Source organism: Streptomyces sp. DT190 (genome assembly GCF_049846985.1).
In the GTDB taxonomy this organism is placed as follows: domain Bacteria; phylum Actinomycetota; class Actinomycetes; order Streptomycetales; family Streptomycetaceae; genus Streptomyces.
Genome location: NZ_JBNCNM010000016.1, coordinates 21,665 through 48,205, shown reverse-complemented (window position 1 = coordinate 48,205; position 26,541 = coordinate 21,665). Strand labels below are relative to the sequence as shown.

Genomic DNA, 26,541 nt, shown 5'->3' with positions numbered 1-26,541 from the left:
GCTGCACCGCACGTGTTCCCCCGATGCAGTCCGACGCTCGGGCACATGGAGACCTTGCCGTGCTGCGGTGTCTGCGGAGGGAGGACTGAGCCATATATGTCCCGGGACGCCCGCTACGCGTACGCTTGATGTACGCACGAGGTACGGTCGCCGCGGTAGGGTGATCACCAGGAGGTGTTCCATGTCCGAGTTGTTCGACGCGGTCGACGCGCTGGTGGCCTCCCGCGCTGCACTGCCGCCGGCGGAGGAACGCAAGCGTCTGCGGCAGGCTCATGGTCTGACGCTGGACCAGGTGGCCGCCGCGTTGCAGGTGCGCCGGGCGACGGTCTCCGGCTGGGAATCGCTGAAGAAGCCGGTCGAGCCGCGCGGACCGGAGCGTGAGGCGTACGCCCGGCTTCTGAACAAGCTCGCCGAGCTTTACCCGCCGACCCTCCCGTCCGCTGCGCCCCTCCCGTCCGCGCCGCCCCTCCCGTCCGCGGCGGAGCCGACGTCGGCGGGCGGCAGGCCCGAGCCCGAGCCCGGACACACGGAGCAGCCCTCGTCTCCCCGCCCGGCGCCGGACTCCGCCACCGGGTCTGACCGAGGGACCACTCAGGCCGCCCCAGCCCCCGTCGCCCAGGCCGAACCCGCCGCGCACCGCCCCGCGGGGCCCGCGCGCAGGGCGTCGGCGCCCAGCCGCCCCGCAGCCCGCAAGGCCGCCCCGACCGGCGCCCCTGACAGCACCACCGACCCCCGCTTCGAGAACGGTCCACTCGCGGTGGTCGACGCCGACGCCGAGGGCCAGGTCCTGGCCTTCTGCACCGGCGGCCTGGTCCTGGACGTGCCGGCGAAAAGTCTCCCTGCCCTGGTGGAGTGGACGCTGTCGGAGGCGAAGCTGGGGCAGCCGAGGTTGTCCGGGCCGGGCAAGGACGGCGACCCGCTGCTCGTGCTCACCGAGGCCGCGCTGGAGCGCTACGGCCTGCCCGTCGCCCTCACGGACGAGGAGCGGCTCGCCGGGCGGCTCCCGGAGGGCCACAAGGTCGTCAAGCAGCTCGCACGGGCGGAGTGGAAGCTCACCAAGCGCGGCTTCGGCCCGTGGGCGCGGATCTACCGCCCCGCCACCGGGCCGGAGCGGGCGTGCGTGCAGCTGTGCATCCCCTCCTGGCACGCCCTCGACTCCCGTCACTGGAGAGCGGCCGCGCAGCTGCCGCCGGCGGAGCTCGCCCGTGTCCTGGGGGTGTACGCGTCGCGGGTGATGACGCCGCGCGGCTCCACCGCCGTGACGGGCCTGGAGCTGATGACCGCGCTGCACCCGCCGACCCGTGCCTCCGAACCGGATGCCGATGGCCGCCGGCACTCCGAGCGCAACCCCGGCTCCCTCGGCAAGGAGCCGGTCGACTGCGCCCCGTGCGAGGCGCCGGACGGCCACCCGCTCCTGGCGGACCTGCCGCGCTTCCACGTCCGCGGCCCCGCCGAGAAGCTGTTCGAGGAGGCCTACGACTGGGCACGGCCCATGACCGACGACGAATGCACGCTGCGGCACCTGGTCGGCATCGACGTGAACATGGCCTTCGCCGCCGGCGCCAACGGCCTGGTCGTCGGCCTCGGCGGCCCCACCCGCGTGCAGCAGCCGGTGTTCGACGCGAAGCTGCCCGGCTCCTGGCTGGTCGACCTGTCCCACGTGGACCTGTCGAGGGTGAAGGTCGGCAAGGACACGTGGGCTGACCTGGACGGCGACCTGCTGCCCAGCCCGTTCACGCCGAAGGGCGACCGTCCCGACGGTCCGGCCTGGTACGCGACCCCCACCGTCGCCTACGCCGTCGAACTCGGCTACGAGGTGCACCCGGTCGAGGCCTACGTCCGCTACGACAACGGCCGCTACCTGGACGGCTGGTACCAGCGCCTGCGCGACGCCTACCTGGCCACGATGGCCGACCTGGGCGTGCACGTGGACATGGATCCGGCCGACTTCCTGGCAGCCATGGAGGGCTACCGACAACGGGACCCCGAGCTGGCGCTCGTCGTCTCGGCGATCAAGGCCACGGTCAAGGGCGGCCTGGGCAAGCTGCGCGAGCGCCCCCGCGGTGAGGGCTGGCGGCCCGGCCAGCCCTGGCGGGCGCTGTCCCGCCCGACATGGCGGCCGGACATCCGCGCGGCGGTCATCTCCCGCACCCGCGTCAACCTGCACCGCAAGATCGTCAAGCACGCGGCGTTCACCGGTCAGTACCCGATCGCGATCCTCTCCGACTGCGTCGTCTACGCGACCGACGGCACCAGCCCGCTGGACTTCCTGCCCTACCGTGACGGCAAGCCACTGCCGGGCGGCTTCAAGCTCGGCGTCAACCCCGGCCTGGTCAAACACGAAGGCACCCAGAGCGTCCTGTGGGGCGAGGAGGTCCGCGAGCGGTTCGACGCCCCGGAGCTCAACCTCGCCCGCTACATCAAGGACGGCGTCGTCACCGATGCCGACAGCGGAGAGTAGGACAAGGCAACGATGAGCCTGTTCGGCGACGGCCTGGAAGCCGCGGTGCAGAAGGCGTTCACCCGCCCGGCACCCAAGACCGCGCCCGCCCAGATGCGGTACCTGGTCAAGCAGCTGAAAAGCACCAGAGCGGTCGCGCAGATGCTCCGCGTCTCCCAGCGCACCGTCGAGCGCTACGTGAAGAACCAGATCAGGAAACCGCGCCCCGAGCTCGCCGCGCGCCTGGAACGCGAGGTGACCAAGCGGTGGCAGCCACAGGTCCGGGCGCGGGCCCGGCAGAAGGCGGCGACGACCGACGGCATCGTCATCGACACCCGCGCCCGCATCGGCTACACCGCACCGATCGGCACGACCGACGACGCCCGGCTCCGCCACCTGACCGTCGCACTCCCGCCGCAGTACGCCGCCCGCCTCTTCGACGCCCAGCAGGCCGGCGCCGCCGATCAGCAGCTGCAGTGGATCGCCGCCGAAGGGCTCAAGGAGATGTACTTCCAGGACGGCGGCCGCCGCGCCGGAAGCCTGGAGGAGATCCGCTTCACCGACATCGAGCACATCGAGTTCGAGCTCTAGCAGGCACGACACTCGCCGACTGCACCAGCGAGACGTGCCGGCCCCCTCGAGATCTTCTACGACCGACTCGCCGTCCGGTACCGGAAAGAGGAGCAGTAAGAGGCGGCGGTGATGCGGCGCAGCGGGGGAGTGGGAAGCCCGTCCCACGAGCAGGCGTCGCCGTGGCAGGCTGGTGCCGGGGCCCTTCAAGGGTTGCGGACCGGATGGCGCGTCGGATCGCACGCCGGTCCCGCCGGCCCGAGGACGGCCGGATACAGTGCGCGGAACGGCAGCCTGGTCTGTGAGGGAGAGCGTGACCGAGACGAGCGACATTCGACCCGCCGACGGCGATGCGCAGGAGCCTCGACGGAGCAGACTGAGCAGCCTGCTGCGCTACATCCCCATGATCGCGCCTGTTCTGCTGTGGGTCGTGCCGTGCTGGATACTCCTGCACACCGGCCAGCACTGGCCGATGCCCGTCGCACTCATAGGCACCGGCCTCTTCGCACTCGGCCTCCTCGGCATGCCGCTCGCGATGGCACGCGGCCACGGCCGGCGCCAGGACGACCGGGCGGCGATCGCCGGTGACACCCTGCTGGGCGTCAGCTGGGTCCTGTTCACCTGGTCCGTCCTGCTCGGGGTTCCGCTTCGGCTCGTCCTCACGGTGGCCGGTGTCGGCGAGGGCCAGGACCGGGCTCGCCTCGTCACCTGGGCCATCCTCGGTGTCAGCCTCGTACTGCTGGCCTGGGGATACACCGAGGCGCGCCGCGTACCGCGCGTGCGCCGGCTCGAGGTGCAACTCCCGCGACTCGGGGCGGGGTTGGACGGTGTGCGGGTCGTTCTCATCACCGACACCCACTACGGCCCCCTCGACCGCGCACGCTGGTCCGAGCGGGTGTGCGACACCGTGAACACGCTCGACGCCGACCTGGTCTGCCACACCGGCGACATCGCCGACGGCACCGCCGACCGCCGACGGGCCCAGGCCTCCCCGCTCGCCACCGTGCGGGCGACTCATGCCCGTGTCTACGTCACCGGCAACCACGAGTACTACAGCCAGGCTCAGGGCTGGGTGGACCTGATGGACGAGCTGGGCTGGGAGCCGCTGCGCAACCGCCACGTTCTGCTCGAACGCGGCGGCGACACCCTCGTGGTCGCCGGCGTGGACGACGTCACCGCCGAATCCTCCGGCCTGGCCGGTCATCGCGCCCACCTGGCCGGAGCCCTGGACGGCGCCGATCCCGACCTCCCCGTGCTGCTCCTGGCGCACCAGCCCAAGTTCGTCGACCGGGCGGCAGCAGCCGGCGTCGACCTCCAGCTCTCCGGGCACACCCACGGCGGCCAGATGTGGCCCTTCCACCACCTGGTCCGCCTCGACCAGCCCGCCCTCGCGGGCCTCAGCCGCCACGGCGCCCGCACGGTCCTCTACACAAGCCGGGGCACCGGGTTCTGGGGGCCGCCGTTCCGCATCTTCGCCCCCAGCGAGATCACGCTGCTCGTGCTGCGTTCCTCCCCGGAGACGCCTGCCCGGACATGACGCTCGACGGTCACCGTGCTCGCTCGGATGCCTCACGTGGCCCGCGCGGTCAAGCCCCAAGACCCGCAGCGGCCTGGCCGCTTCACTCACCCCCGGACACCAGCCCGACCCGGTAGGCGAGGACGACGGCCTGGACCCGGTCGCGCAGGCCGAGTTTGGCCAGGATCCTCGACACGTAGGTCTTGACCGTCTCGGGAGTGATGAAGAGCTCAGCGGCGATCTCCGCGTTCGACAGCCCTTCAGCGATCTGCCGGAACACCTCCAGCTCGCGCGGGGTCAGTGCCCCTACGACGTCCTGCCTGGCCGACTGGGAAGTCTCGGCCGGGCGCAGGTGTTCGGCGAAGTGGCCGATGAGCCGGCGGGTGACGGCGGGGGCCAGCAGGGCCTCGCCCCTGGCGACCGTCCGAATGCCGTTGACCAGCTCGGCCGGGGGCGCGTCCTTGAGGAGGAAGCCGCTGGCCCCGGCGCGCAGCGCGTCGTAGACGTAGGCGTCGACGTTGAAGGTGGTGACGACCAGTACCTTGGGCGGTGCCTCGGTGTCGGGGCCGGCCAGTTGCCGGGTCGCCTGGATGCCGTCGAGCAAGGGCATCCGGATGTCCATCACCACCACGTCGGGACGCAGGCGCCGTGCGGCCTGGACCGCCTCGTGCCCGTTCTCGGCCTCTCCGACGACCTCCATGTCGGGCTGGGCGGAGAAAATGGTGACGTAGCCGGTGCGCACCAGTGCCTGGTCGTCGCAGACGAGCACACGGATGGGCGGCGGCGCATCGCTCACGGGGTCACTCCGATGCGGAAGGGGATGCGGGACGGGACGGAATCGTGGCGTGAACCTCGAACCCGCCTTCGGGCCGCGGGCCGGCGTCCAGTTCACCACTGACCATCCCCACCCGTGCACGCAGCCCCGCGAGGCCACGCCCGCCCGCGGGGTCCGGCTTCCGCACGGCAGGTTCCACGGGTGAGGCGGTGGGCCCGTCGGTGGTCACCTTGATCTCGATGTGCTCCTCGCCGTGCCGGACCAGGACCCGCGTCGTCTGCCCGGCGGCGTGCTTCATGGCGTTGGTGAGCGCCTCTTGCACCACCCGGTACGCGGCCAACTCCACATCCACGGGCCGCGCTCGCCGCTCGCCCTGCTCGCTGAACTCCACCGGCTGCCCCGACCTGCGGGCCTGTTCGACCAGATCCCCGAGCCGTCCCAGGGTGGGCGCCCGGTCCGCGCGCGCCGGGTCCGGGGACGCCGACTCGCCGGTCGCCTCCAGCACACCGAGCAGGTATCGCAGCTCCGTCAGCGCCCGACGGCCGGTGTCGCTGACGGCCGAGAGTCCCTCGCCGGCTCTGTCCGGTGCGGAGGTGAGCAGGAACTGCGCCGCGTCCGCCTGGACCACCATGGCCGTCACATGATGGGTGACCACGTCGTGCAACTCCCTGGCGATTCGTGCCCGCTCCGCGGCCGTGGCCACTTCGGCGGCCAGCCGCCGCCGCTGCGCCTCTTCGGCCCGCCGCGTGCGCACGGTGCTTCCCACCACCCAGAACGCGGCCAGGGTCAGATAGAACGCGAGATAGTCCGCGATGCCCTGCGGTGAGCCGAGCCGGTACAGGACGAGGGCCAGCGCGGCATAGCCCGCACTCACCGCGCCCGCCAGAGCAGCGCGGAAGCGAACCTGGTGGGCTCCCGCCGAGTACAGGGCCAGATACAGCCCCAGACTTGCGAACGTCGTCGCGTAGCCCAGCGCTTGGTGCACGGCGAACGCGCCTGCGACGAAGGCCAGACTGCCCGCGGGCCACCGCCGCCGGGCCGCAAGCGGCAGGGCCTGAGCCAGGATCAGCCCGACGCTGAGCGCGCTCGCCGGCCGCTCGGACAGATCCCCGATCTGCGCTCCGATGCCGGACAGGGTGGGCACGAAGGCCAGCAGGGCCAGCACCAGGGCGAGAACGCCGTCCTTGAGGAGGGCGTCCCGCTCCTCCCACCAGTCGAGCGGCGCCCGGAGCAGAGCACGGCCCCGGGACGCCTGAGGGGACACCGCCACCGTTTCCTCCCGTCAGCCGGTCTGCGTGGGTCGTGCGGACCGACGGGGGAGCAGACGGCCACCGCGGCGGGCGAGGACGAACATCCCGACGGCGAGCGACGCACCGATGACGACGGGCACCAGCGCCGCCTCCAAGCCGAAGCCACCGCCGGTCAGCAGATCGGAGCCATGCACATCGACGGTGAACAGGCCCTCGGAGGTGTGCCCGGAGACCGGGATACCGAGCAACTGCTCGGTGGTGTTCCACGCGAAGTGCAGACCCACGACGAACCAGATGTTACGCCGCCACAGGAACGCGGCGCCCAGCATCACACCCGCCTCCACAGCGATCGCCAGCGCACTCCACGCATCGGCTCCCGGAGCGCCCAGATGGGCGATGCCGAAGAACATCCCGGTGATCACGATGGCGGCCCGGCTGCCCCACAGGTGCTCCAGAGCCTGCAGCGCGAGACCACGGAACAGCAACTCCTCGGTGACCGCGGTGCCGATCTGCACCATGACCGCGGACCAGACGACCGCCATGAAGCCGTTTCCTGCCCAGGAGAACGAGTAACCCCCGAACACCGTGATCAGCAAAGCCGACACCAGAACGAAGCCCAGGCCCAACGCACCGCCCAGCAGCGCCTCCCGGCCGGCTCCCCGGCGGGTGATCTCCGGCGTCGAGCGTCGCGCGACACGGCGCATGACCAGCCAGTACACGGCCACCGCGGCCAGCGCGCCCAGCACCGGAACCGGACCGGGACCCGTGGCGGTCAGGCCCGCGACCAGGCCGACACCCACCAGGCCCGTCAGCATCCAGCCGAGCGGGGAGCGGACGATCCGGCCGAGACGACCGCCACGCGCGTCACCGTCGGGGTCCGCGTCCGGGCCGGGGGCTCCGGCGTGCCGTGCGCTGGACGTTGTACTCATCGTGGCCTCCCCTGGTGCGGTCGCACAGGCTGCGACCTGGCCACCACGCTAGGAATCCGGCGCCGTCCGCGAATCACCCGCACAGGGACCGCTCCTGTAGCTCTCACGGGGGATGCGCACCGACCTCCACGCTCGAAGACCGAGGGCTGACCCGTCAGACGGGGTCACGGTCGTGCCGCCAGCCCACGGGAAGGAGGTAGTACTGCTGATCACGTGCCATGGCGGGCGACGACAGCCGCCGGTACCCCCAGGGGCGCGAGCAGCTCGGGGAAGCGGAGCGCCACCGCGAGGACGGCGAGGACGGCGAGGACGGCGAGAGCAGGCAGCGTGGCCAACCGCAGACTCCGCAGCACCAGTTCCAGCGGATCCAGTCCGATGAAGTACCCGAAGTAGGCGCTGCCGTGGATGAATCCCGCAGAGAGCATGAGCGCGAAGACGATCGAACTGGCTCCCAGCAGCGAGGCGAAGGGGGAGACCGCGCTCTCTGCGGGAGCCGCACTCCCGGCGCGCACGCCGGTTGTTCTCGCCGACGTCCGGCGCTGAGCAGAAGTACCGCTCGTCCGCTGCGCGGAGAGGGCCGGATGATGCGAGGGCGTGAATCCGGAAGTGGGCGGGAACTGGTCGTTTCTCTGGCACGCACGGCGACTCAGCGCAGGTCGGAGGGTATGTCGAAGTCGTCGCCCTCCGGCCGTGGGGTGGACCGGCTGTCCGGGCGTGTGCCGCGCGGCCGGCGCCAGGGCGTCTTCGTCGCGGCGGCGGCCGATCGCGCCGCCCCGGCGCCTCCGTGCGCCCGGGGTGCACTACCGCGATCACCCGCAGGTGACCTTGCGGAGGGCAACACCCGTGTGACTTGCTGGAGTTACCCGGTCGCTGACGGTAGTCACCTGCCGGGTGGACGGTGACCAGCGAAGGGATGACGATGGGTACGGAAACGGCAACCTCGCAGGGCGACGAACCGGTCCCTGCGATCAGAACGGTGGCGGGGAGCGGGACGGCGGGCTACAAGGGGGACGGCGAGCCGGCCGTCGACGCTCAACTGAACCGTCCCTATGGGATGGCGTTCGACAGTACGGGGGCGCTGTACTTAGCCGACTTCACCAACCACCGGGTGCGCAAGATCACCACTGACGGCCGGATCAGCACGGTCGCGGGGAACGGAACCGCCGGATTCGGCGGGGACGACGGCCCCGCCGCCTCCGCCCGGCTGAACTACCCGCGCGAGCTGGCGGTGGACGGCGCGGACGCGCTGTACATCGCCGACGGCAACAACCACCGGGTCCGCAAGGTCACACCCGACGGGACGATCACCACCGTCGCCGGTACGGGCACCGCGGGGTTCAGCGGTGACGGCGGGCCGGCGACCGCCGCCCGCCTGAACGGCCCGTTCGGGGTGGCGGTGGACAGCGAGGGCGTCCTCTACATCGGTGAGCACGGCAACGCCCGGGTCCGCAAGGTCACGCCCGACGGACAGATCTCGACGGTCGCGGGGAACGGATCGGCCGGTGCCGGCGGCGACGGCGGCCCCGCGGTGTCGGCGCAACTCAACCGTCCCCACGCGGTGGTGGTCGACGGGGCAGGCGCGCTCTACATCGCCGAGTTCGGCAGTCACCGGATCCGCAAGGTCGCGGCCGACGGGACGATCAGCACCGTCGCGGGCACCGGCGCGGCCGGCTTCGGCGGTGACGGCGGCCCGGCGGCGTCGGCGAAGCTCAACGGGCCGACCGGGGTGGCGGTGGACATCATGGGCACGCTTTACATCGCCGACTACGTCAACCACCGGATCCGCGCGGTGGCTCCCGACGGGACGATCAGCACCGTCGCCGGTACGGGTGCGGCCGGCTTCGGCGGTGACGGCGGCCCGGCGGCCTCGGCTCAGACGCACAATCCGATCGCGGTCGCCGTGGACTGTGTCGACGCTGTCCACATCGCCGACTTCGTCAACAACCGGATCCGCAAGATCCCTTCGAGAAGGCTCGCAGGGCTGCCCGAGGCCGGCGCGGTCGTCGCCTGGGCCAATGTGCGCAGCAAGCTGCGGATGGCGGTCGCGGGAGAGTCCACCAGGGACGGAGCCGAGGTCCACCAGTGCCTCGCCGTGCCCAGGAACCACCAGCAGTGGCGGCTGATCCCGGTGGGTCAGGACGCCGGTGAGGTCCTCTACCGGATCGAGAACGTCCGCAGCCGCAAGGTCCTGGAGGTCCTCGGGGCGCACCGGGCGGCGGGAGCCGTCGTCGCCCAACGGGACTACGAGGGCGGGGAGGCACACCACCAGCACTGGCGCCTCATCCCGGTGGGCTCCGGCGGCGACGGCCCGGGAGTGTTCGAGATCGCCAACCGCAACAGCGGCCTCCTCCTGCGCGTCGACACCAACGCCCGCACGGTGATCACCCAGCAGCGGGCGGAGGGTGACCACCGCAACCGGCAGTGGCGGCTGCTGCCGGCATGACGCACGAGGGGCCAGGGGCGTGTGGCCGCCCCTGGCCCCTCGGCCCACCTCCGGGCCCTATTCGGACCGGGACGGCTTCTCGGCGCTCGCCTTGGGCGCCTTGGGGGCCTCAGGAGCCTCGGGAGCCTGCGGAGTCGCGGGAGGCTGGGAGAAGTCGCTCCTGCTCGGCCTGTTCTGCAGGTCGCCGTCCTTCTGGAGGTCGCCGTCCTCCTTCACCGTGGTGCTCGCCTGGCGCATGCCGGCCGACGCCGCGTTCGACACGGAGGCGGGATCCTGGGCGTAGTCGGCCTGTGTGGCGGCGGAGGCCTGAGTGGTCCGGATGAAGGAACCGAGGAAGCCCAGTACGGCACGGGCCTCGGGGGACTGCTCCTGCACGGTCTTCGATCGGTACGTGGCCCCGTGGATCGCGGTGTCGAACAGGCTGGTACCGGTGTCGTCGTAGGTGCTGTCGTCGCTGTCCTCGAAGTCGATGTCCGCGCCCGGCTGGGGTTTGGTCCGGCCGGTGGTCACGGAGAAGAGGCCCGCGCCCTTGCTCGCCGAGTCGAAGATGTGGTGGAACACCATGGTCGTCACCTCTGGTCGTCCTGGTGGTGGAAGGGGCGCGCGCTCAGGGCTGCTTGTACAGCGTCTGCTGACTGGAGGCCAGGCTCTCGCCGTCGAGCATCGTGTGGTGCACCTCCAGAGCGGAGACGATTTCCGCCAGTCCCTTCATGCGGAAGCCGCCGGGTGTCAGGTCGAGGTCGCCGATGTCCCGGGCGACCACCTCCTCCAGCCCGGGGTAGTCACCGGCTTGCGGGGGCGAGAGGACCGGCGCGGGCACGGCGTACCGCACCGCGATCAACCCGGAGAAGGTCACAGGGATCTCGTAGGTGTACTGCCGGCGGCTGCGCCGCTGCGTGACGAGGGTCTGCACGCGGGAGTTGGGTGGGACCTTGCCGGAGATCTGCGACTTCGAGGCCCAGCTCGTGTTCAGTGAACCGCCGACGGTGGCGGCGATGCCGAGGGCCAGCTGGGCGTTGAGTGTCGCACTGCCGGTGGCGCTGCCGGTGGTGGTGAACCCGATCGAGTTGGTCACCGTGTTCGTCGCGGAGTTCGTCGCGGAGCTCCGGCCGGATGTCTCGGTGGTGTTGGCGTTGTCCACGCCCACGCTGTCCTTGCTGTTCTTGTTGGTGACCGTGTTGGCGTTCTTGTTCGCCGTCTCGTTCTGGCACTGGGCCTGCAACTGCGACTGGAGGTCCAGCCTGAGCTGGTTCTGCAATTGGAGCTGCAACGAGGCTGAGACGCTGCCCCCGAAGGTGAGTTTCGCGTCTCCGTGGAGGGACCACGTGACGCCGTTCGACACGGTGAAGTCGACCGAGTCCGTGAAGGTCATCTCGGATTGACTGCGGTTGACGTACGTGCGCGAGGAGAAGGTGTCGGGCGGGGGTTGTCCGATGTCGCCGCGCACTTCGATGACCGGTTCACCCAGATTCATGTAGGCGAGCCAGCCCCGCTGGAAAGCGGAACCGGGGAACGTGCCGAAGCTCGACTTGTTCACGGAGAAGCCGACGGGTTTGTGCCGCACGCCGTAGTCGTCGACGTACACCAGTCCGGGGTGGTCCAGCACGGACTGCCAGGTCTGCTCGATGTTCAGTTCCCGCAGGTTCTTCTTCGTCAGCGGCTGGCGTTTGGCACGGTCCAGATTGAACGCGGTGGAAGGCATATCCCGTCCTCGACTGATTCGGCGAACAGTGATCGGTGCAACACACAGGTCCCATGCGCATTCTTCGCTCGACGCTAGCAGCGGCCGTATTTCCCCGAAAGGCCCTCTCCCGCATCCCGCCCTTTCGAGTGAAAAAGGTTCGCGGGAGACCGTCAACTGGTAGAACCAGAAGGTGCGTTGAGGCATCGGCGGACATTTTCGGCCGACAGAATTCGCGCCACGGCCGACGTTTTTCACGTCATGTTCCGCCCCATGAATCTCACGTCACTTCCTGCCCGTGCAAAAACAAAGAGCGAGGATTCCGCTATGTACACCCAAGAGCGCACCGCAATGGCCAATCTGGTGGTCGGCGGCCCGGTGGCGGTGAACAGCTACGACAACGCGATCGTGGCGGCCCTGGTCGAGAACAGGCCGGTCATGCTCGTCCACGCCTTCAACGGCGGCTACCTGCGGCCCGTCGAGCTGAAAGAGGAGAGCCACGACAAGGGAGTGAAACTGGCCACCGCGCTCGACCCGGCCACCAAGGAAGCCCAGGGCCACCTGTGGTACATCACCCCGGCGGGCTTCTTCGGCCAGCGGCCGCTGTACGTCCTCGAGAGCGCGGCCGGCCAGGTGACGCCCAAGCCCGCCACCCCGCCGGCCGCCGCAACCGGCCGCGGCGACGACGGCACCCCCAAGCCGCAGCGCCGACGGGTCACCGTCCACCAGGACGCGCCCAAGCCCACCGCCGACACCGTGCAGGTCGGCCTCCCCGACAAGGTCGGCGACAAGTGGCGCGGCAAGAACGGAGCGCCGGAGGACACCCAGCTGTGGGTCGTCACCGTCACGCCATGGGGAGGCATCACCTTCGTGCCGATCACCCACCCCGACGCCATCCTCGGGTTCAAGGACCACGCGGTGACCGCCGACGCCGAAGTACGCCTGACCTACAACTGGGGCGGCGACTTCACCGGCACGGTCATCAACACGTTCTACCCGAGGCTCCCCAGCGAGTGGAACGTGCCCTACCACCACGTCTTCACGTGACCCGCGGCCACTGCCATGCCACCGGCGGGACCCGGCAGCCGAGACCGTCCGCCCGCCCCGAGCCCTCGTCCGTACCCGACCGCATGGAAGAGGCACCACGATGCCCGTGCCCATGGAAGAACTGAAACTGGAGATCGTCAACGCCGCCACGGAGAGGTCCCTCGCCGCCAGGGCCGCACCGAGCACGGACGGCGCGCTCGTCGTGCGCGCCTTACCCGAGGACGGCCCGGGCCAGGTGCGGTGGCACTTCGTCCCCGGGCAGGAGGAGCGGACCTACCTGATCCGCGACGCGGCGGACGGCAAGGTGCTCGACCACGCCGCCGACCGGGGCGTCCGCCGGGCGGACGCCGCCGCGGGCAGGAAGAGCCAGCTGTGGTGCGTCGTCCCCGTCGAAGGGCATGCGGACCTCTACTTCATCGAAGCCGTGGCCGACGGCACCGTCCTCGACCTGGAGGAGCCCGGCGACGGCCAGGAGGAGACCCGTGTCGTGCTGCGCGCGCACGACGAGAACGCCGGCGGTCAGCGCTGGCGGCTCGTCCCGGCGGAGCCGGAGCGCACCAGCGACGCCGTACTGCGCTGGTCGGGCACGAGCCACTGGAACGGCCACCGGTCCTGGCGCCTGGCCCGTTCGGCCGCGCTGCGACCCGTGCCCGGTGCGAAGCCCTCCTTCAGCGACCTGCTGCTGGTCCTCGAGCGGTTCGGCGGCGACCCCCGGGCCGGCGGATGGCAGGACACGGGGACCGGCCCCGCCGCCGGCCAGCCGGGACCGTGGGCCCAGGCCGGTGCGCGGTTCCTCGCCGACACCACGGGCACCGGGCGGCACGACGTCGTGGCCCTGACGCCGGCGAAGGGCGCGGTGACGTCACGGGGCCGCGGCGACGGCACGTTCGAGGACGAGGAGCGCGTCCTGTGCCCGCCCGGCGCCGCACTGAGCCCGGCGGACCTGTGGGCCCTCGCGGATACGACGGGCGACGGCAGGCCCGATGTCGTCGTGCTCGCGGCCGACGGCGTGCGCAGGTCCACCCAGGGCGAGAACGGGACGTTCGCGCCCGCCGGAGGTGAACTGGTCCTCAAGGCCTTCGGCCACGGCAAGCAGGCCGGGGGCTGGCTGCCCGACAAGCATCCCCGCTTCCTCGCCGACACCACCGGCAGCGGCCGCCTGGACATCGTCGGCTGCCATGACGACGGTGTCTGGGTGTCCTTGCAGGACGAGGAGGGGAAGTTCGCGCCGCTCGCCGGCGAACCGGCTCTCCGGGCCTTCGGCCACGGCGAGAAGGCAGGCGGCTGGCTCCCCGGCAGGCACCCCCGCTTCCTCGCCGACACCACCGGCAGCGGCCGCCTGGACATCGTCGGGTTCCACGACGACGGCGTCTGGGTCTCCCTTCAGGAGGAGGACCACACCTTCAGCGAACCCCTCTACGTCCTCGACGAGTTCGGCGCCGACCAGGGGTGGAGCTCGGCCCGTGAGCACCCGCGCTTCCTCGCCGCCACCACCGGAGGCGGCCCGCTGGACCTGCTCGGCTTCGGGCCTCAGGGGGTCGTCGTCGCCCGCGGTCGGAGCGACGGCACCTTCGAATCCCCGCAACTCGTGCTGAACGACTTCGGAGCTGCCCAGGGCTGGACCGGCGAGAAGCACCTCCGCCTCCTGGCCGACGTCACCGGCGACGGCAACCCGGACCTCGTCGGCTTCGGCGACGAGGGGGTCTGGGTGGCTCACAACCGCGGCGACGGCCGCTTCGAACAGGCCCAACTGGTGTGCCGCGGCTTCGCTTACGACGACGCCGCCGGAGCCTGGCGGGTCGACCGCCACCCCCGCTTCCTGGCGGACGTCACCGGCGACGGCCGCGTCGACCTCGTCGGCTTCGGAGGACCGGGCGTCCACGTGGCCCGCAACCTCTTCCGGCGCTTCACCACCCGATGACCACCGGGAACGGGCCGGGGGAGCGGCGGTCGAGACTCCGGCCGGCGGACACGGTCCCTCCACGCCGCGGAGGGGGTGCACGCCGGCGTGGTGGGCGTACCGGTCGCTGAGGGACCGGCGTGGTGAGACCGGACCGGCCGGCCGGAGACGCCACCGGCGTCTCCGGCCGGCACGCGGAACACCCGACGAGGGCAGGGAGCCAGGTCGGGACGACCGGCCGGAAGAGTCCGGACTGGCGGAAACCGTCGCTCGTTGGCTGGTCCACACCACCTCTCGGCGACCGAGATCGGTGTACCTGACAAATAGCACGTGGAGTTCCGGACCGTCCCCGACGGGAGCACGGACGCTGGTGGTGCGGCGAGCGAACGAGCCCGCCGGACGAGCAGCTCACGAAACGGGAGCATGAACCGAGTGACGGGAGCATGAACCGAGTGAACAGCACCTTAGCCAACGCCCACCCGGCTCCGGCCACCCCCCGGAGCACGGCTACGCGTCGGCACACCGACGCCATCCCCACCGTGACGCCCGAGGACGCGCGCTACCCCGACATGATCAGGGGGCACGGCAACAACCGGCACGTGGCCTCTCCCGAGGCGATCCGTCTGCCTTCGACCACCGAGCAGGTCGTCGAGATCGTCCGGGAGGCGGTCCGCGACAACAAGCGCATCGCGGTCCGCAGCGGCGGCCACTGCTTCGAGAACCTCGTCTTCAACGACGAGACGGAGATCATCGTCGACCTGCGGCTGATGGACCACGTCGGCTTCGACGACGACCGCGGCGCATTCGTGGTCGAGCCCGGCGCCACGCTCCTCAAGATCTACGAGACGCTGCACATCGGCTGGGGCGTCACCCTCCCGGGCGGCGGCTGCTACGCCACGGGCGCCGGCGGCCACTTCTCCGGCGGCGGGTACGGCATCCTCTCGCGCAAGCACGGCATCCTCAGCGACCACCTCTACGCCGTCGAGGTCGTCACCGTCGACGAGCGGGGCGAGGTGCGCGTCGTCGTCGCCACTCGCGACCCGGAGGACCCGAACCACGACCTGGCCTGGGCCGTCGCCGGTGGGGGAGGCGGCAACTTCGGTGTGGTCACGCGCTTCTGGATGCGCAGCCGCGGCGCCGAGGGCAGCCCGGGCGACCTGCTGCCGAAGGCGCCGCCCAGCGTCTTCTCCATCTTCGCGGCCTGGTCGTGGCAGGACATCACCGAAGAGGCCTTCGCGACCTTCATGACCCGGTACGCCGACTGGTCGAGGACCCACGGCAGCCTCGACTCGCCCTACATCGACATGGGGCACTGGATCTTCCTGCAGCACGCCGACTCGGGCACCTTCAACTTCGTCGCGCAGATCGACTCGACCGTTCCGGACGCCCGCAAGCTGGTGGACGACTTCATCGCGTTCGTGTCGGACGCGCTGGGCGTGCAGCCGCGCGGCGTCAACGTCGAGGAACAGCCGTTCCTCAAGGCCACCGCGCGGACCATGACCGCCGGCGAGACCATCACCAGCCCCAGTCTGCGGACTTCCCACAAGTCGACCTACATGAAGGACGCGTTCCCCGAGCACCAGGTGCAGACGATCTACCGGTACCTGACGAAGACGGTCAATCCCAACCCGTACAGCTTCCTGGTCATCAACTCCGTCCGCGGACAGATCAGCGCCTTGGACGACCACGCCACCGCCGCGACCCACCGGGACGCCCTCTGGCTGGTCTACTTCGAGTCGTACTGGCACAGGGCCGAGGACGACGAGCGGAACGTCACCTGGCTGCGGTCCTTCTACCAGGACCTGTACGCCGACACGGGCGGCGTCCCGGTGCCCAACGACGTCACCGACGGCTGTTACATCAACTACCCGGACAACGACCTGAGCGACCCCACGTTCAACCGGTCCGGGGTGTCCTGCCACGAGCTGTACTACAAGGACAACTACCCGCGGCTGCAGCGCGTCAAGGCGACGTGGGATCCGCGGAACTTCTTCCGCCACCCCCAGTCGATCGAGCTGCCGGACAGTTGAGCGGCACAGCACGGGCCGGGCGGGGCGCCGCGCGCCCGCCCGGCCCATGGCTGTGCCGCCACTCACCGAGGAGCAGCCTCGGCCGCTGCCGGCCCGCCTGCGGCTCCGGCAGCAACACCCGCACCGCGGAGGCGAGTGCGGTCCGCGAGGTGTGCCGACGCGCCAGGTCCAGCCGGCCCACGGGGTGGCGCAGGTGACGCGGCCCTTTCCCCGACTCGGGATCTGCTGCGCGGCAGCGGGGACGGCGCGCCTCGCCGTCCCCCGGTCGGCTCCGGGCGGCACCGCTTCCCTCGTCCCCACGGCTGCCCCGGCCCGGCCCGTGCCCGTGCCCGTGCCCGCGCCCGCGCCCGCGCCCGCGTCAAGGCGTACGCGTCGTCGCCGTGGCCCGGCCCGATGGCGGGTCAGGAGGCCTGCCGCGCCTGCGGGGCCGCCGAGGAGAGCACGGCGACGGCGTGCGCGGCCGAGGCGAGGGTGGTGTGGCGGTGCCAGCCGCCGTAGGAGCGGCCGACGTAGTCACGGATGCCCACCTGACACGTCACCTCGTCGAAGTCGCGTTCGACGCGGCGGGCGGCGTCGCCGAAGCGCAGCACCGCGGCGGCCGGATGGGGCAGGTCGGTCAGCCACATCTCGGCCGGCCCGCGTCGTCCCGGAGCGTTCACACCGACCAGCGACAGCGGCGCCCCGCCCGAGCCTGCCCCCGGCACCCGCACCCCCACCGCCGCCACCAGCGCGGTACGGCGGACGGCGGGCAGCGAACGCGAGACGGTCTGCAGACGGGCCATGGGCCGGAACAGGGACCGCGCCGCCTGCATGATCTCCGGGGCGGTCAGCAGGTGCGCCCCGTGTCCGGTCAGCGCGGGATCGTGCACCGTCAGCGGCAGGTCGCCGTGGACCCGCACCATGGCCGGGAAGCCCATGGCGCGCAGGCCGCGCACCGTGGCGGCGGGGTCGGCCTCCTCGATGTCGACGACGACCGGCTGCGCCGGCAGCTCCCAGGCGGTCAGGCTCTCCCGGCAGGCCGTCAGCACACAGTCACCCAGCGTCTCGGGCCCCACCTCGCACGGGATGGAGGCCTGATTGCGGCGCAGCCCGTCCTTGATCCAGGTCTGCGGCAGATACAGCCGCCAGCTGAACGGCGCCGCGATGGTGCCGGTGACGCCCCACACCCCCACGGCACGCTGGGCGTTGAGCGCCTGTCCCTCGTCGACCGAGAAGTACCGGCTGACTCCCACCGAGTGACGCCCCACCTTCGGGATCGTCATCAGGCGCGCGACGTAGGCCTGCGGCGGCGCGAGGCGGGTCAGGTACCCGGCCAGCGACCGGCGCACCGGAATCCAGTCCCAGGTGGAGCTGCAGATGAAGTGATGGAGGCTCTGGCCGGTGCTGCTGCCCTTCAGCGCCGCCATGTTCCGTATCGACTTGCGGCCGCGGGTGGAGAGCAGTCCGTGGATGTACTCCATGCCGCGGCGCCGCTGGTCGCTGCGGCGCAGGGTCGCGAACAGCTCCGTGCCCAGGTCGTCGAGCGCGTCGTCGAGCGCATCCCCGAGCACGGCGTCGGGCCGAATGAGAGCAGTACTCATATGACTCCTCGGTCGATTCCTTTCACGCCGTGCGGACCGCTCAATTCCCGCCGTGCGGTCGGCTCCACATTAGGAATCGGAGGTAGCCGTAATGAATGACAAGGGCCTAGCAAGGTTCAGCGGTTGGGGCGCCCTCGGTACATGACTGCTTCGAGCCCGAGCACCCTGGGACGGTTGACCGGGGACGCACCTGAACAGCACAGTCGGCTGCGGGAGTTGAACCACGCAGCGGAGACGGGTGAAAATGGGACGATCAAAGAAGGTCATCCTCGCGGAACCGCGCAGTTTCTGCGCCGGTGTGCGCCGGGCCATATCCATTATCGAGCTGGCGTTGCAACGCCATGGAACTCCGCTTTATGTGCGCAAGGAAATCGTGCACAACCACTATGTGGTGCGGCAGCTGGAACAGCGCGGCGTGCGGTTCGTCGACTCCGAGGAGGAGGTGCCCGAGGGGGCGGTGTGCGTGTTCTCCGCGCACGGCGTCTCGCCCCAGGTGCGGCGCAACGCACAGGCCCGCCGGCTGGACGTGATCGACGCCACCTGCCCGCTGGTGTCCAAGGTGCACCAGGAGGCCAAGCGGTTCGCCCGGGAGGAGCGCACGCTGCTGCTGGTGGGCCACGCCGGGCACGAGGAGGTCGAGGGGACCTTCGGGCACGCGCCCGACCGCACGGTGATCGTGGAGACCGTGGAGGACGCCGAGCGGCTGGACCTGCCGGCCGACACCCCGGTGGCCTTCCTCACCCAGACGACGCTGTCCGTGGACGAGACGCGCGACATCATCGAGGTGCTGCGCCGCCGCTTCACCGATCTGCGCGGCCCGGGAACCGACGACATCTGTTTCGCGAGCCAGAACAGGCAGGACGCCGTCAAACAGGTCGTGCCGCGCTCGGACCTGATGCTCGTGGTCGGCTCCCGAAATTCCAGTAATTCGCTTCGGATGGTCGAGGTGGCGCGGCGGCTCGGTGTACCCGCCTATCTTGTCCCGGACGTCACGGAATTCGACGAGAGCTGGCTGGAAGGAGTGTCGGTGGTGGGCCTGAGCGCAGGTGCCAGCGCCCCGGAGATCCTCGTCGACCAGGTTCTCGAAAGGCTCGCGGAATTCGGCTACCGCGATATCGAGATCGAGCAGGTGGCGCAGGAGGACGTGGTCTTTCATCCGCCGACGCACCTCATCGACACGGCGAAGGCCGGCTGACCGGCCGGACAGGAGAGGGAGCATTTGATGACGACCGCGGTGACAGACCGGCTCACAGTGCGCGACGCTCGCGCCGACGTGCTGCGCAGGGCCGAGCGACGTCTCGGCGAGCTCCTGGCCGACGAACGCGCCCGCTGGAGCGGTGTCGACGAACGGGGCGCGGTACCCGTGGACACGGTGACCTCCCTGGTCGACGCGGGAGGCAAGCGGCTGCGCCCCGCCTTCTGCGTGACGGGGTACCTGGCTGCGGGAGGCGACCCCGGCGACCCGGCGGTGGCGGACGCCGCCTCCGCCATCGAGCTGATCCACACCGGCGCGCTGCTGCACGACGACGTGCTCGACGCGTCCGACACCCGCCGCGGGGCCCCTGCGGCGCACGTCCGGCACGCCACGGTCCACGCGGAGCGCGGCTGGCGGGGCGAGTCGCGCCGCTACGGCGAGGGCGTGGCCCTGATCTCCGGTGTGCTGGCCATGCTCTACGCCGACCGCCTCACCCGCGACCTGCCGCCGAGCGCCCGTGACGTGTGGGGCGAGATGGTCACCGAGATCCAGATCGGCCAGCACCTGGACGTGGCCGTGGCAGCGGAGGGGGTGATCGCTCCGGAGCTGTCGCGGTGGATCGCGATCTGCAAGTCCGGCCGCTACAGCATCACGCGTCCCCTGCTGCTGGGCGCCGCGCTCGCCGGACGGCCCGACCTGACGGCTGCGTTCGAGGAGTACGGCGAGTGCCTCGGTCTCGCCTTCCAGCTGCGCGACGACCTCATCGGCGCGTTCGGCGACAGCACGGTGGCCGGCAAGCCGGTCGGACTGGACCTGGAGCAGCACAAGATGACGCTGCTCCTCGCCGAGGCCGCGGAGCGCGACCAGCAGGTGCGCCTGCTCGTCAACCGCCCCGAATGGGACACCGCGGCGCTGCTCGACCTGCTCGGCGAGAGCAGGACCCGGATCGAGGAGCGCATCGACGTGCTCGTGGAACGCGCCGGCGCGGCCCTCGACCAGGCCGCGATCGAACCGGTGTGGCGGGAGGAACTGAGCGAGATGGCCCTCGAAGTCGCCTACCGGGACCGGTGATCGCATGTCGTTGCTGCACACCGTGCACGGCCCGGAGCGCCTCCGGGAACTGAGCGCGGAGGAACTGCGCACGCTCGCCGAGGAGATCCGTGCCTTCCTCGTCGACCGGGTCTGTGCGACCGGCGGACACCTCGGCCCCAACCTCGGGGTGGTGGAGCTGACCCTCGCCCTGCACCGGGTCTTCGACTCCCCCCGCGACCGGCTGCTGTGGGACACCGGTCACCAGTCGTACGTGCACAAGATCGTCACGGGGCGGGCGGCCGGGTTCGACCGGTTGCGCCGGCAGGGCGGCCTGTCCGGCTACCCGAACCCGGCGGAGTCCGAGCACGACCTGGTCGGGAACTCCCACGCGTCCACGGCGCTGTCGTACGCCGACGGCCTGGCGCGCGCCGACGCCCACCGAGGGCGCACCGACCGGGCCGTGGTCGCCGTCATCGGCGACGGGGCGATGACCGGCGGCATGGCGTGGGAGGCCCTGAACAACATCGCGGGCGGACCGGACCGGCCGCTGGTCGTCGTGCTCAACGACAACCAGCGCTCCTACGCCCTCACCCGGGGCGGCTTCGCCGATCACTTGGGGGAGCTGCGTGCCGGACAGCGGGACGTCCCAGGCCTCTTCGAACAGCTGGGCCTGGCCTACCTCGGCCCGGTCGACGGGCACGACGTGCCGGTGCTGGAGGAGACGCTGCGCCGCGCACGGGACCTGCGCAGGCCCGTCGTCGTGCACGTGGTCACCGAGAAGGGCCGCGGGTACACGGTGACGGAGCGGAACGAGCTGGACCGGGGCCACGCCATCAAGCCGATGGACCCGGGGACGGGCCGGCCGTTGAAGGGTTCCGCCGGACCGTCGTTCACCTCCGTCTTCGGGCGCGAGCTCGTCCGCATCGCCGAGCGCCGGCCGGACGTCGTGGCGATCACGGCGGCCATGCTGGAGCCGACGGGGCTGCTGCCGATGCAGGAGCGCTTCCCGAAGCGGGTCATCGACGTCGGCATCGCGGAGCAGCACGCGGTCACCATGGCCGCGGGCATGTCCCTGGGTGGCGTCCACCCGGTCGTCGCCATCTACTCCACCTTCGTCAACCGCGCCTTCGACCAGCTGCTGATGGACGTGGCACTGCATCACAGGGCCGTGACGTTCGTCCTCGACCGGTCCGGTGTCACCGGCGACGACGGTCCCAGCCACAACGGTGTGTGGGACCTGTCGGTGCTCCAGGTGGTGCCGGGGCTGCGGATCGCCGCCCCGCGGGACGGCGCCCGCCTCGCCGAGCTGCTCGCGGAGGCCGTCGAGTGGGAGGAGGGCCCGACCCTGGTGCGCTTCCCCAAAGGCCCGACGGGCGACGACATCCCCGCCAGGACCACGTTCGCCGGCACCGACGTACTGCACCGGGCGGGACCACTCGACGTGCTGATCGTCTCGGTCGGAGCGCTGGCCCCGGTGGCGCTGCAGGTGGCCGAGGTGCTGTGGGCGCAGGGCATCGGCGCGACGGTCGTCGACCCGCGGTGGGTGACGCCGGTCAACCCGACGCTCGCCGACATGGCGCGCCGGCACCGCCTCGCCATCACCGTCGAGGACAACAGCCGCATCGGCGGCGTCGGTTCGGCCGTCGCCCAGTTCCTGCGCGACGAAGGGGTGTGCACGCCGACGCGGGACTTCGGCGTCCCCCGGCGCTTTCTTGAGCACGGCAGCCGCGCCGAGGTGCTCTCCGGCTGCGGACTGACCGCGCAGGACATCGCCAGGGCCGTGGGGGAGGAGATCAGCGGTCCGGTGGAGGACCGCATCAGCACCGGAAGTGCCGACTTCCAGCGGGAGACGGCCCGCCTCGTCGAGCAGGAACGCGGAGGGGAGACACGATGACGACGGTCGGTCTCGGAATGCCGTCGATCAGGCCGGAGGCGGTTCTGCCGCCGCTGGCCCGTCGACGCAAGTCCCGCCAAATCATGGTGGGTTCAGTGCCGGTCGGCGGGGACGCGCCGGTTTCGGTGCAGTCCATGACGACGACCGTGACCGCGGACGTCAACGCCACGCTGCAGCAGATCGCCGAACTGACGGCGGCCGGCTGCCAGATCGTCCGGGTCGCGGTCCCTTCTGCCGACGACGTGGCCGCGCTGCCCGCCATCGCCGGGAAGTCGCCGATCCCGGTGATCGCCGACATCCACTTTCAGCCCAGGTACGTGTTCGCGGCCATTGACGCCGGATGTGCCGCCGTGCGCGTCAACCCGGGCAACATCAAGAAGTTCGACGACAGGGTCGGTGAGATCGCCAAGGAGGCGGCGAACGCCGGCATCCCGATCCGCATCGGCGTCAACGCCGGCTCGCTGGACCGCCGGCTGCTCGAGAAGTACGGCAGGGCCACCCCGGAGGCGCTGGTCGAGTCGGCGCTGTGGGAGTGCTCCCTGTTCGAGGAGCACGGCTTCCGCGACATCAAGATCTCGGTCAAGCACAACGACCCCGTGGTCATGATCGCCGCGTACCGGCTGCTCGCCCAGCGCTGCGACTACCCCCTGCACCTCGGGGTGACCGAGGCCGGCCCGGCCTTCCAGGGCACGATCAAGTCCGCGGTGGCGTTCGGAGCGCTGCTGTCCGAGGGGATCGGCGACACCATTCGGGTCTCCCTGTCGGCGCCGCCGGTGGAGGAGGTCAAGGTCGGCACGCAGATCCTGGAGGCGCTGGCCCTGCGCGAGCGGGGTCTGGACATCGTCTCCTGCCCCTCCTGCGGGCGGGCCCAGGTGGACGTGCACACCCTGGCGGAGCAGGTCTCCGCGGCGCTGGAGGGGTTCCCCGCGGCGCTCCGGGTGGCCGTCATGGGCTGTGTCGTGAACGGGCCGGGCGAGGCCAGGGAGGCCGACCTGGGCGTGGCGTCCGGCAACGGCAAGGGACAGATCTTCGTGAAGGGCAAGGTGATCAAGACCGTTCCGGAGTCGCAGATCGTCGAGACACTGGTGGAGGAGGCCGTGCGGATCGCAGAGGAGCGCGGCGAGTCGGTGGACGGGACGGGACCGGTGATCGTCACCCCGTCCTGACCCCGCCCCCTTCGTGCCGACGACGGTCCACGGGTCGCCCGCGGGCCGTCGTCGCGTGCCGAGGAGTTGACATTCTCCGTGCCCTTTCAGGGAGGTTTTGCGCCAACCAGCCGTGCCCCGCTCGCGTCTGCGACGGCGTGTCACCGGCTCGGGCAACGGTCCGACGGCAGGGAACGCACATGTGATCCGGGGGGTGTTGAGCGGCACCGGAAGCGGGTTGTGCCGTTCCGCGGCCGGCGATGGCCGGAGATGGTCGGCTGGAATCAATTTGCTCAAGCGCGCGGCTAACTTACCGTGGCACTGTCCGGAACAGGATGGAAACGGGGGTGACTGCACGTGGTGTGCGGCAGGTGTCGCGCGCGGCCACGGACGGAAGTTCCTGCGCCCGGCAGGCCGAGGCGGAGCGTCCGGCTCCCCGGCTGCGGCGCGGTTCCCGTCCCGCCGTCCCGAGACAGCGACGTTCCTCCGGCTCCCTAGAGGTGCTCTCGCGCCGGGTCACTGCAGGCACGGCGGGGAACACCTCGGCTCGTGCTGCGCACGAGCTCGCCGGAAATCAGCGGGATCGATCCATCACGTGTGTCCGTTGATCCATAGGGGCTGCCCATGTACCCGATCAGTCCGCGCACCACCATCGACGACCTCAGCGCCGGCGGTCCAGGTCTGCTCACCGTCGCCAACCGCTCCCTCGTGGGCCGGCAGGAGGAGCGGGCCGAACTGCGCGGACTCCTCGGCAACCCGGCCGTCCGCGTCGTCACCGTCACCGGCCCCGCCGGAGTCGGCAAGAGCCGGTTCGCCGCGGCCGCGTACGCCGATGTCGCCCAGTCCTTCGAGGACGGCGGCTGGGCCGTCGACCTGAACGACATCCACCCCGGCCAGGACCCCGAGCTGCTGCTCGCGGGGGTCCTCGGCCTGGAGACCGGCACCGGCCGCCCCGTGTACCCCCTGCTGCGCGCCTACTTGCGGCACCGCCGCTGCCTGCTCCTCCTGGACGGCTGCGACCGGATGCGCGCCGCGCTCGTACCGGCCGTCACCCGCCTGGTCAACGACTGCCCCGGGCTCACCGTCCTGATGACCGGGAACGAACGACTCGGCATCTACGGCGAGGTCCTGCTGCGCCTGCGCCCGCTGGAGCTGCCCCCGGCCGGATCTGAGCCGGACCTGGACGAGCTGCGGGAGATCCCCTCGGTCAAGCTGTTCGTGGAACGCACCGTCGTCAGCCGCCCCCACTTCGCGCTCACCGAGCACAACCGCGACGCCGTGGTCCGGCTCTGCCGCCGTACCGACGGCCTGCCCATGGCCATCGAGTTCGCCGCGTCCCGCATGAAGATGCTCTCCCCGCAGCGCCTCCTGGACGAACTCGACTCCGGCCTCGACGCCCTGTCCGGGACCGAGTTCGACACCCTGTCCCGGCACCGCAGCATGGGTGCCGCCATCGCCCGCCAGCTCGACACGCTGGACAAGGACGAACGGGCCCTGCTCAGACGGCTCGCCGTGTTCCACCGGGCCTTCGACCTGCCGACCGCCCAGGCGCTGTGGTCGGGCGGCGTCAGCGAACTCCAGCGCCTGCTGGAGACGTTCGTCGACAAGAGCCTGCTGCACACCGAGGAGTGCTCCGACGGCGAGCTCATCATCTCCATGCTCGGCCTCACCCGGCAGTTCCTGCTGGAGGAGGCGCACACGCTGGGGGAGGAGCGGGAGTTGTCCGCGGCGCACGCCGCGTTCTGCGTCGACCTCACCGAGAGCGCCGGGAGCGGACTGCGCGGCCCGGACCAGAGCCGGTGGCTGCTCGTGATCGACTACTGGCGGCAGGACCTCACCAGCGCGTTGGACTTCCTCGCGCGCACGGGTGACACGGCGGACCTGGTCGCGATCGCCGTGAACCTGCGCGAGTACTGGCAGGCCCGCGGGGAGATCAGGGAAGGCATCACCCGGCTGCGGGCCGGACTCGACGACACCGGCGGTCTCACCCTGGCCCAGCAGGCCACAGGGCGCCTGGTGCTCGCCGAACTCCTGCTGAGCGCCGGCGAGATGACGGCGGCCGAGGACTGCCTCGGCAAGGCCCGTGCCGCGTACGAGGAGCTCGGCGATGCCGCCGGGGTCGCCGCCTGCATGCGCGGTGCCGGGCTCGTCGCACTGCGGCGCGGGGACCTGGCCGAGGCCGACCGCCGCCTCGAGGACTGCGTGGCCGCCGCCACGGACGACGACCGGGCGGAACACGCCGAGGTGCTGCGCGTCCTCGCGGAGGTCCGCCGCGCCGAGGGTGACGCGGCCTGCGCGCGCAGACTCGCCGAGGAGGCGCTGGAGTTCTTCGAGCGGCAGCGGGACGTCCGCAACATCGCGCTCACCCGTCTCGTCCTGGGCGACGTGGCCTTCGCCCTGGGCGACCAGGACGGCGCGGTCGATCTGTACCGATCCGCCCTGCGGGACTTCGCCGAGCTGGGGCACCTGGCGCTGTGCGCGCTCGGCCTGGAGAAGTTCACGCTCCTGCTCACCCGCAGCCGGGGCCAGTCGATGGAGACCTGGCGCCGGGCGGCACGGGCCCTGGGAGCGGCGGCGGGCATCCGGGCCGCCACCGGCTGCGTCGCGCCCGCCCCCGTGCGCATGGAGGTGGACGCGGTCACCGCCCTGACCCGGGTACGCCTGGGCGAGGAGGAGGCCGCGGAGCTCGCCGCCGAGGGCCGGCAGTCGCCGCCGGAGGCCGCGGTCGCCGCCGTACTGACCCCTGCCGAGAGCGCCGAGGCGGACCGCGCACCGGACGGTGCCCGCAACCCGCTCACCCCGCGGGAGCGGGAGGTGGCCGAACTGGTGGCCAACGGCCTCACCAACCGGGAGATCGCCCGCCGTCTCGGCATCGCCGAGTGGACGGCCGTGAACCACGTACGCAAGATCATGCGCAAGCTGGCGTGCACGTCACGGGTCCAGGTCGCCAGCTGGATGTCCAAGCAGGACTCCGCCCGCCGGAGCCGGTCGACGGCCTTGCGGCCCACCGGCGCGCGCGCCTCCCGGATCTAGAGAGTTCGCAGGCGGGTGTCAGGGCTGGGGCCCGGCAGGCGGAGCGGCGGTGATGCCACTGCTCCGCTCACCGGGCCCCGC

At 71.3% G+C, this 26,541-nt stretch carries 19 protein-coding genes; 12 read left to right on the top strand and 7 right to left on the bottom strand.

The window, feature by feature from the left end:
* Positions 1-181: 181 nt before the first annotated feature.
* The 3 genes from tap (at position 182) to ACPXCS_RS25950 (ending at position 4,547) form a co-directional block, all read left to right on the top strand.
* Positions 182-2,461, top strand: coding sequence for a telomere-associated protein Tap (gene tap, locus ACPXCS_RS25960; protein ID WP_425951166.1), 2,280 nt, complete (start codon positions 182-184; stop codon positions 2,459-2,461).
* A 12-nt stretch (positions 2,462-2,473) separates the two neighbouring features.
* Positions 2,474-3,031: a telomere-protecting terminal protein Tpg gene (gene tpg / locus ACPXCS_RS25955; RefSeq protein ID WP_425951167.1), complete on the top strand. Its 558-nt coding sequence runs from the start codon at positions 2,474-2,476 to the stop codon at positions 3,029-3,031.
* 292 nt (positions 3,032-3,323) lie between these two features.
* The gene (locus ACPXCS_RS25950; protein ID WP_425951168.1) at positions 3,324-4,547 is read left to right on the top strand and encodes a metallophosphoesterase; all 1,224 of its coding nucleotides are present in this window, start codon (positions 3,324-3,326) and stop codon (positions 4,545-4,547) included.
* A gap of 82 nt (positions 4,548-4,629) precedes the next feature.
* Here ACPXCS_RS25950 and ACPXCS_RS25945 read toward each other — a convergent pair whose 3' ends face one another.
* The 4 genes from ACPXCS_RS25945 to ACPXCS_RS25930 form a co-directional block, all read right to left on the bottom strand.
* Positions 4,630-5,322 carry a response regulator gene (locus ACPXCS_RS25945; protein WP_425951169.1) on the bottom strand — a complete coding sequence of 231 codons (693 nt, stop codon included), beginning with the start codon at positions 5,320-5,322 and terminating at the stop codon, positions 4,630-4,632.
* A gap of 4 nt (positions 5,323-5,326) precedes the next feature.
* Positions 5,327-6,571 carry a sensor histidine kinase gene (locus ACPXCS_RS25940; protein ID WP_425951170.1) on the bottom strand — a complete coding sequence of 415 codons (1,245 nt, stop codon included), beginning with the start codon at positions 6,569-6,571 and terminating at the stop codon, positions 5,327-5,329.
* Between the two features lie 12 nt (positions 6,572-6,583).
* The gene (locus ACPXCS_RS25935) at positions 6,584-7,480 is read right to left on the bottom strand and encodes a CPBP family intramembrane glutamic endopeptidase (RefSeq protein WP_425951171.1); all 897 of its coding nucleotides are present in this window, start codon (positions 7,478-7,480) and stop codon (positions 6,584-6,586) included.
* Positions 7,481-7,689: 209 nt separating this feature from the next.
* A complete protein-coding gene (locus ACPXCS_RS25930) occupies positions 7,690-7,992 on the bottom strand; it encodes a hypothetical protein (protein WP_425951172.1) in 303 nt (100 codons plus the stop codon).
* Positions 7,993-8,399: 407 nt separating this feature from the next.
* On the opposite strand from ACPXCS_RS25930, the gene ACPXCS_RS25925 reads away from it, so the two are divergent.
* Positions 8,400-9,923, top strand: a complete 1,524-nt coding sequence (locus ACPXCS_RS25925; protein WP_425951173.1) for an RICIN domain-containing protein — start codon at positions 8,400-8,402, stop codon at positions 9,921-9,923.
* A gap of 57 nt (positions 9,924-9,980) precedes the next feature.
* On the opposite strand, the gene ACPXCS_RS25920 is transcribed toward ACPXCS_RS25925, so the two are convergent.
* Both ACPXCS_RS25920 and ACPXCS_RS25915 read right to left on the bottom strand, forming a co-directional pair.
* Complete coding sequence (locus ACPXCS_RS25920; RefSeq protein ID WP_425951202.1) at positions 9,981-10,487, bottom strand: hypothetical protein; 507 nt, start codon at positions 10,485-10,487, stop codon at positions 9,981-9,983.
* Positions 10,488-10,530: 43 nt separating this feature from the next.
* Positions 10,531-11,625 carry a hypothetical protein gene (locus ACPXCS_RS25915; RefSeq protein ID WP_425951174.1) on the bottom strand — a complete coding sequence of 365 codons (1,095 nt, stop codon included), beginning with the start codon at positions 11,623-11,625 and terminating at the stop codon, positions 10,531-10,533.
* A 306-nt stretch (positions 11,626-11,931) separates the two neighbouring features.
* Between ACPXCS_RS25915 and ACPXCS_RS25910 the strand changes: the two genes are divergently transcribed.
* From ACPXCS_RS25910 to ACPXCS_RS25900, 3 genes are all read left to right on the top strand, one after another.
* The gene (locus tag ACPXCS_RS25910) at positions 11,932-12,651 is read left to right on the top strand and encodes a hypothetical protein (protein WP_425951175.1); all 720 of its coding nucleotides are present in this window, start codon (positions 11,932-11,934) and stop codon (positions 12,649-12,651) included.
* Between the two features lie 100 nt (positions 12,652-12,751).
* On the top strand, positions 12,752-14,572 hold the full coding sequence (locus ACPXCS_RS25905) for an FG-GAP-like repeat-containing protein (protein ID WP_425951176.1): 1,821 nt from the start codon (positions 12,752-12,754) through the stop codon (positions 14,570-14,572).
* Between the two features lie 422 nt (positions 14,573-14,994).
* Positions 14,995-16,581, top strand: a complete 1,587-nt coding sequence (locus tag ACPXCS_RS25900) for an FAD-binding oxidoreductase (protein WP_425951177.1) — start codon at positions 14,995-14,997, stop codon at positions 16,579-16,581.
* Between the two features lie 401 nt (positions 16,582-16,982).
* On the opposite strand, the gene ACPXCS_RS25895 is transcribed toward ACPXCS_RS25900, so the two are convergent.
* Positions 16,983-18,161, bottom strand: coding sequence for an IS701 family transposase (locus ACPXCS_RS25895; protein ID WP_425951178.1), 1,179 nt, complete (start codon positions 18,159-18,161; stop codon positions 16,983-16,985).
* Between the two features lie 244 nt (positions 18,162-18,405).
* On the opposite strand from ACPXCS_RS25895, the gene ispH reads away from it, so the two are divergent.
* The 5 genes from ispH to ACPXCS_RS25870 all read left to right on the top strand — a co-directional run bounded on the left by ispH (position 18,406) and on the right by ACPXCS_RS25870 (position 26,460).
* Positions 18,406-19,356, top strand: a complete 951-nt coding sequence (ispH, locus tag ACPXCS_RS25890) for a 4-hydroxy-3-methylbut-2-enyl diphosphate reductase (protein WP_425951179.1) — start codon at positions 18,406-18,408, stop codon at positions 19,354-19,356.
* Between the two features lie 27 nt (positions 19,357-19,383).
* Positions 19,384-20,427, top strand: coding sequence for a polyprenyl synthetase family protein (locus ACPXCS_RS25885; RefSeq protein ID WP_425951180.1), 1,044 nt, complete (start codon positions 19,384-19,386; stop codon positions 20,425-20,427).
* 4 nt (positions 20,428-20,431) lie between these two features.
* A complete protein-coding gene (locus ACPXCS_RS25880) occupies positions 20,432-22,282 on the top strand; it encodes a 1-deoxy-D-xylulose-5-phosphate synthase (protein ID WP_425951181.1) in 1,851 nt (616 codons plus the stop codon).
* The gene (gene ispG / locus ACPXCS_RS25875) at positions 22,279-23,448 is read left to right on the top strand and encodes a flavodoxin-dependent (E)-4-hydroxy-3-methylbut-2-enyl-diphosphate synthase (protein WP_425951182.1); all 1,170 of its coding nucleotides are present in this window, start codon (positions 22,279-22,281) and stop codon (positions 23,446-23,448) included. Before ACPXCS_RS25880 ends, ispG begins: the two co-directional genes overlap by 4 nt.
* 603 nt (positions 23,449-24,051) lie before the next feature.
* Positions 24,052-26,460 carry an ATP-binding protein gene (locus tag ACPXCS_RS25870; RefSeq protein WP_425951183.1) on the top strand — a complete coding sequence of 803 codons (2,409 nt, stop codon included), beginning with the start codon at positions 24,052-24,054 and terminating at the stop codon, positions 26,458-26,460.
* Positions 26,461-26,541: the final 81 nt, after the last annotated feature.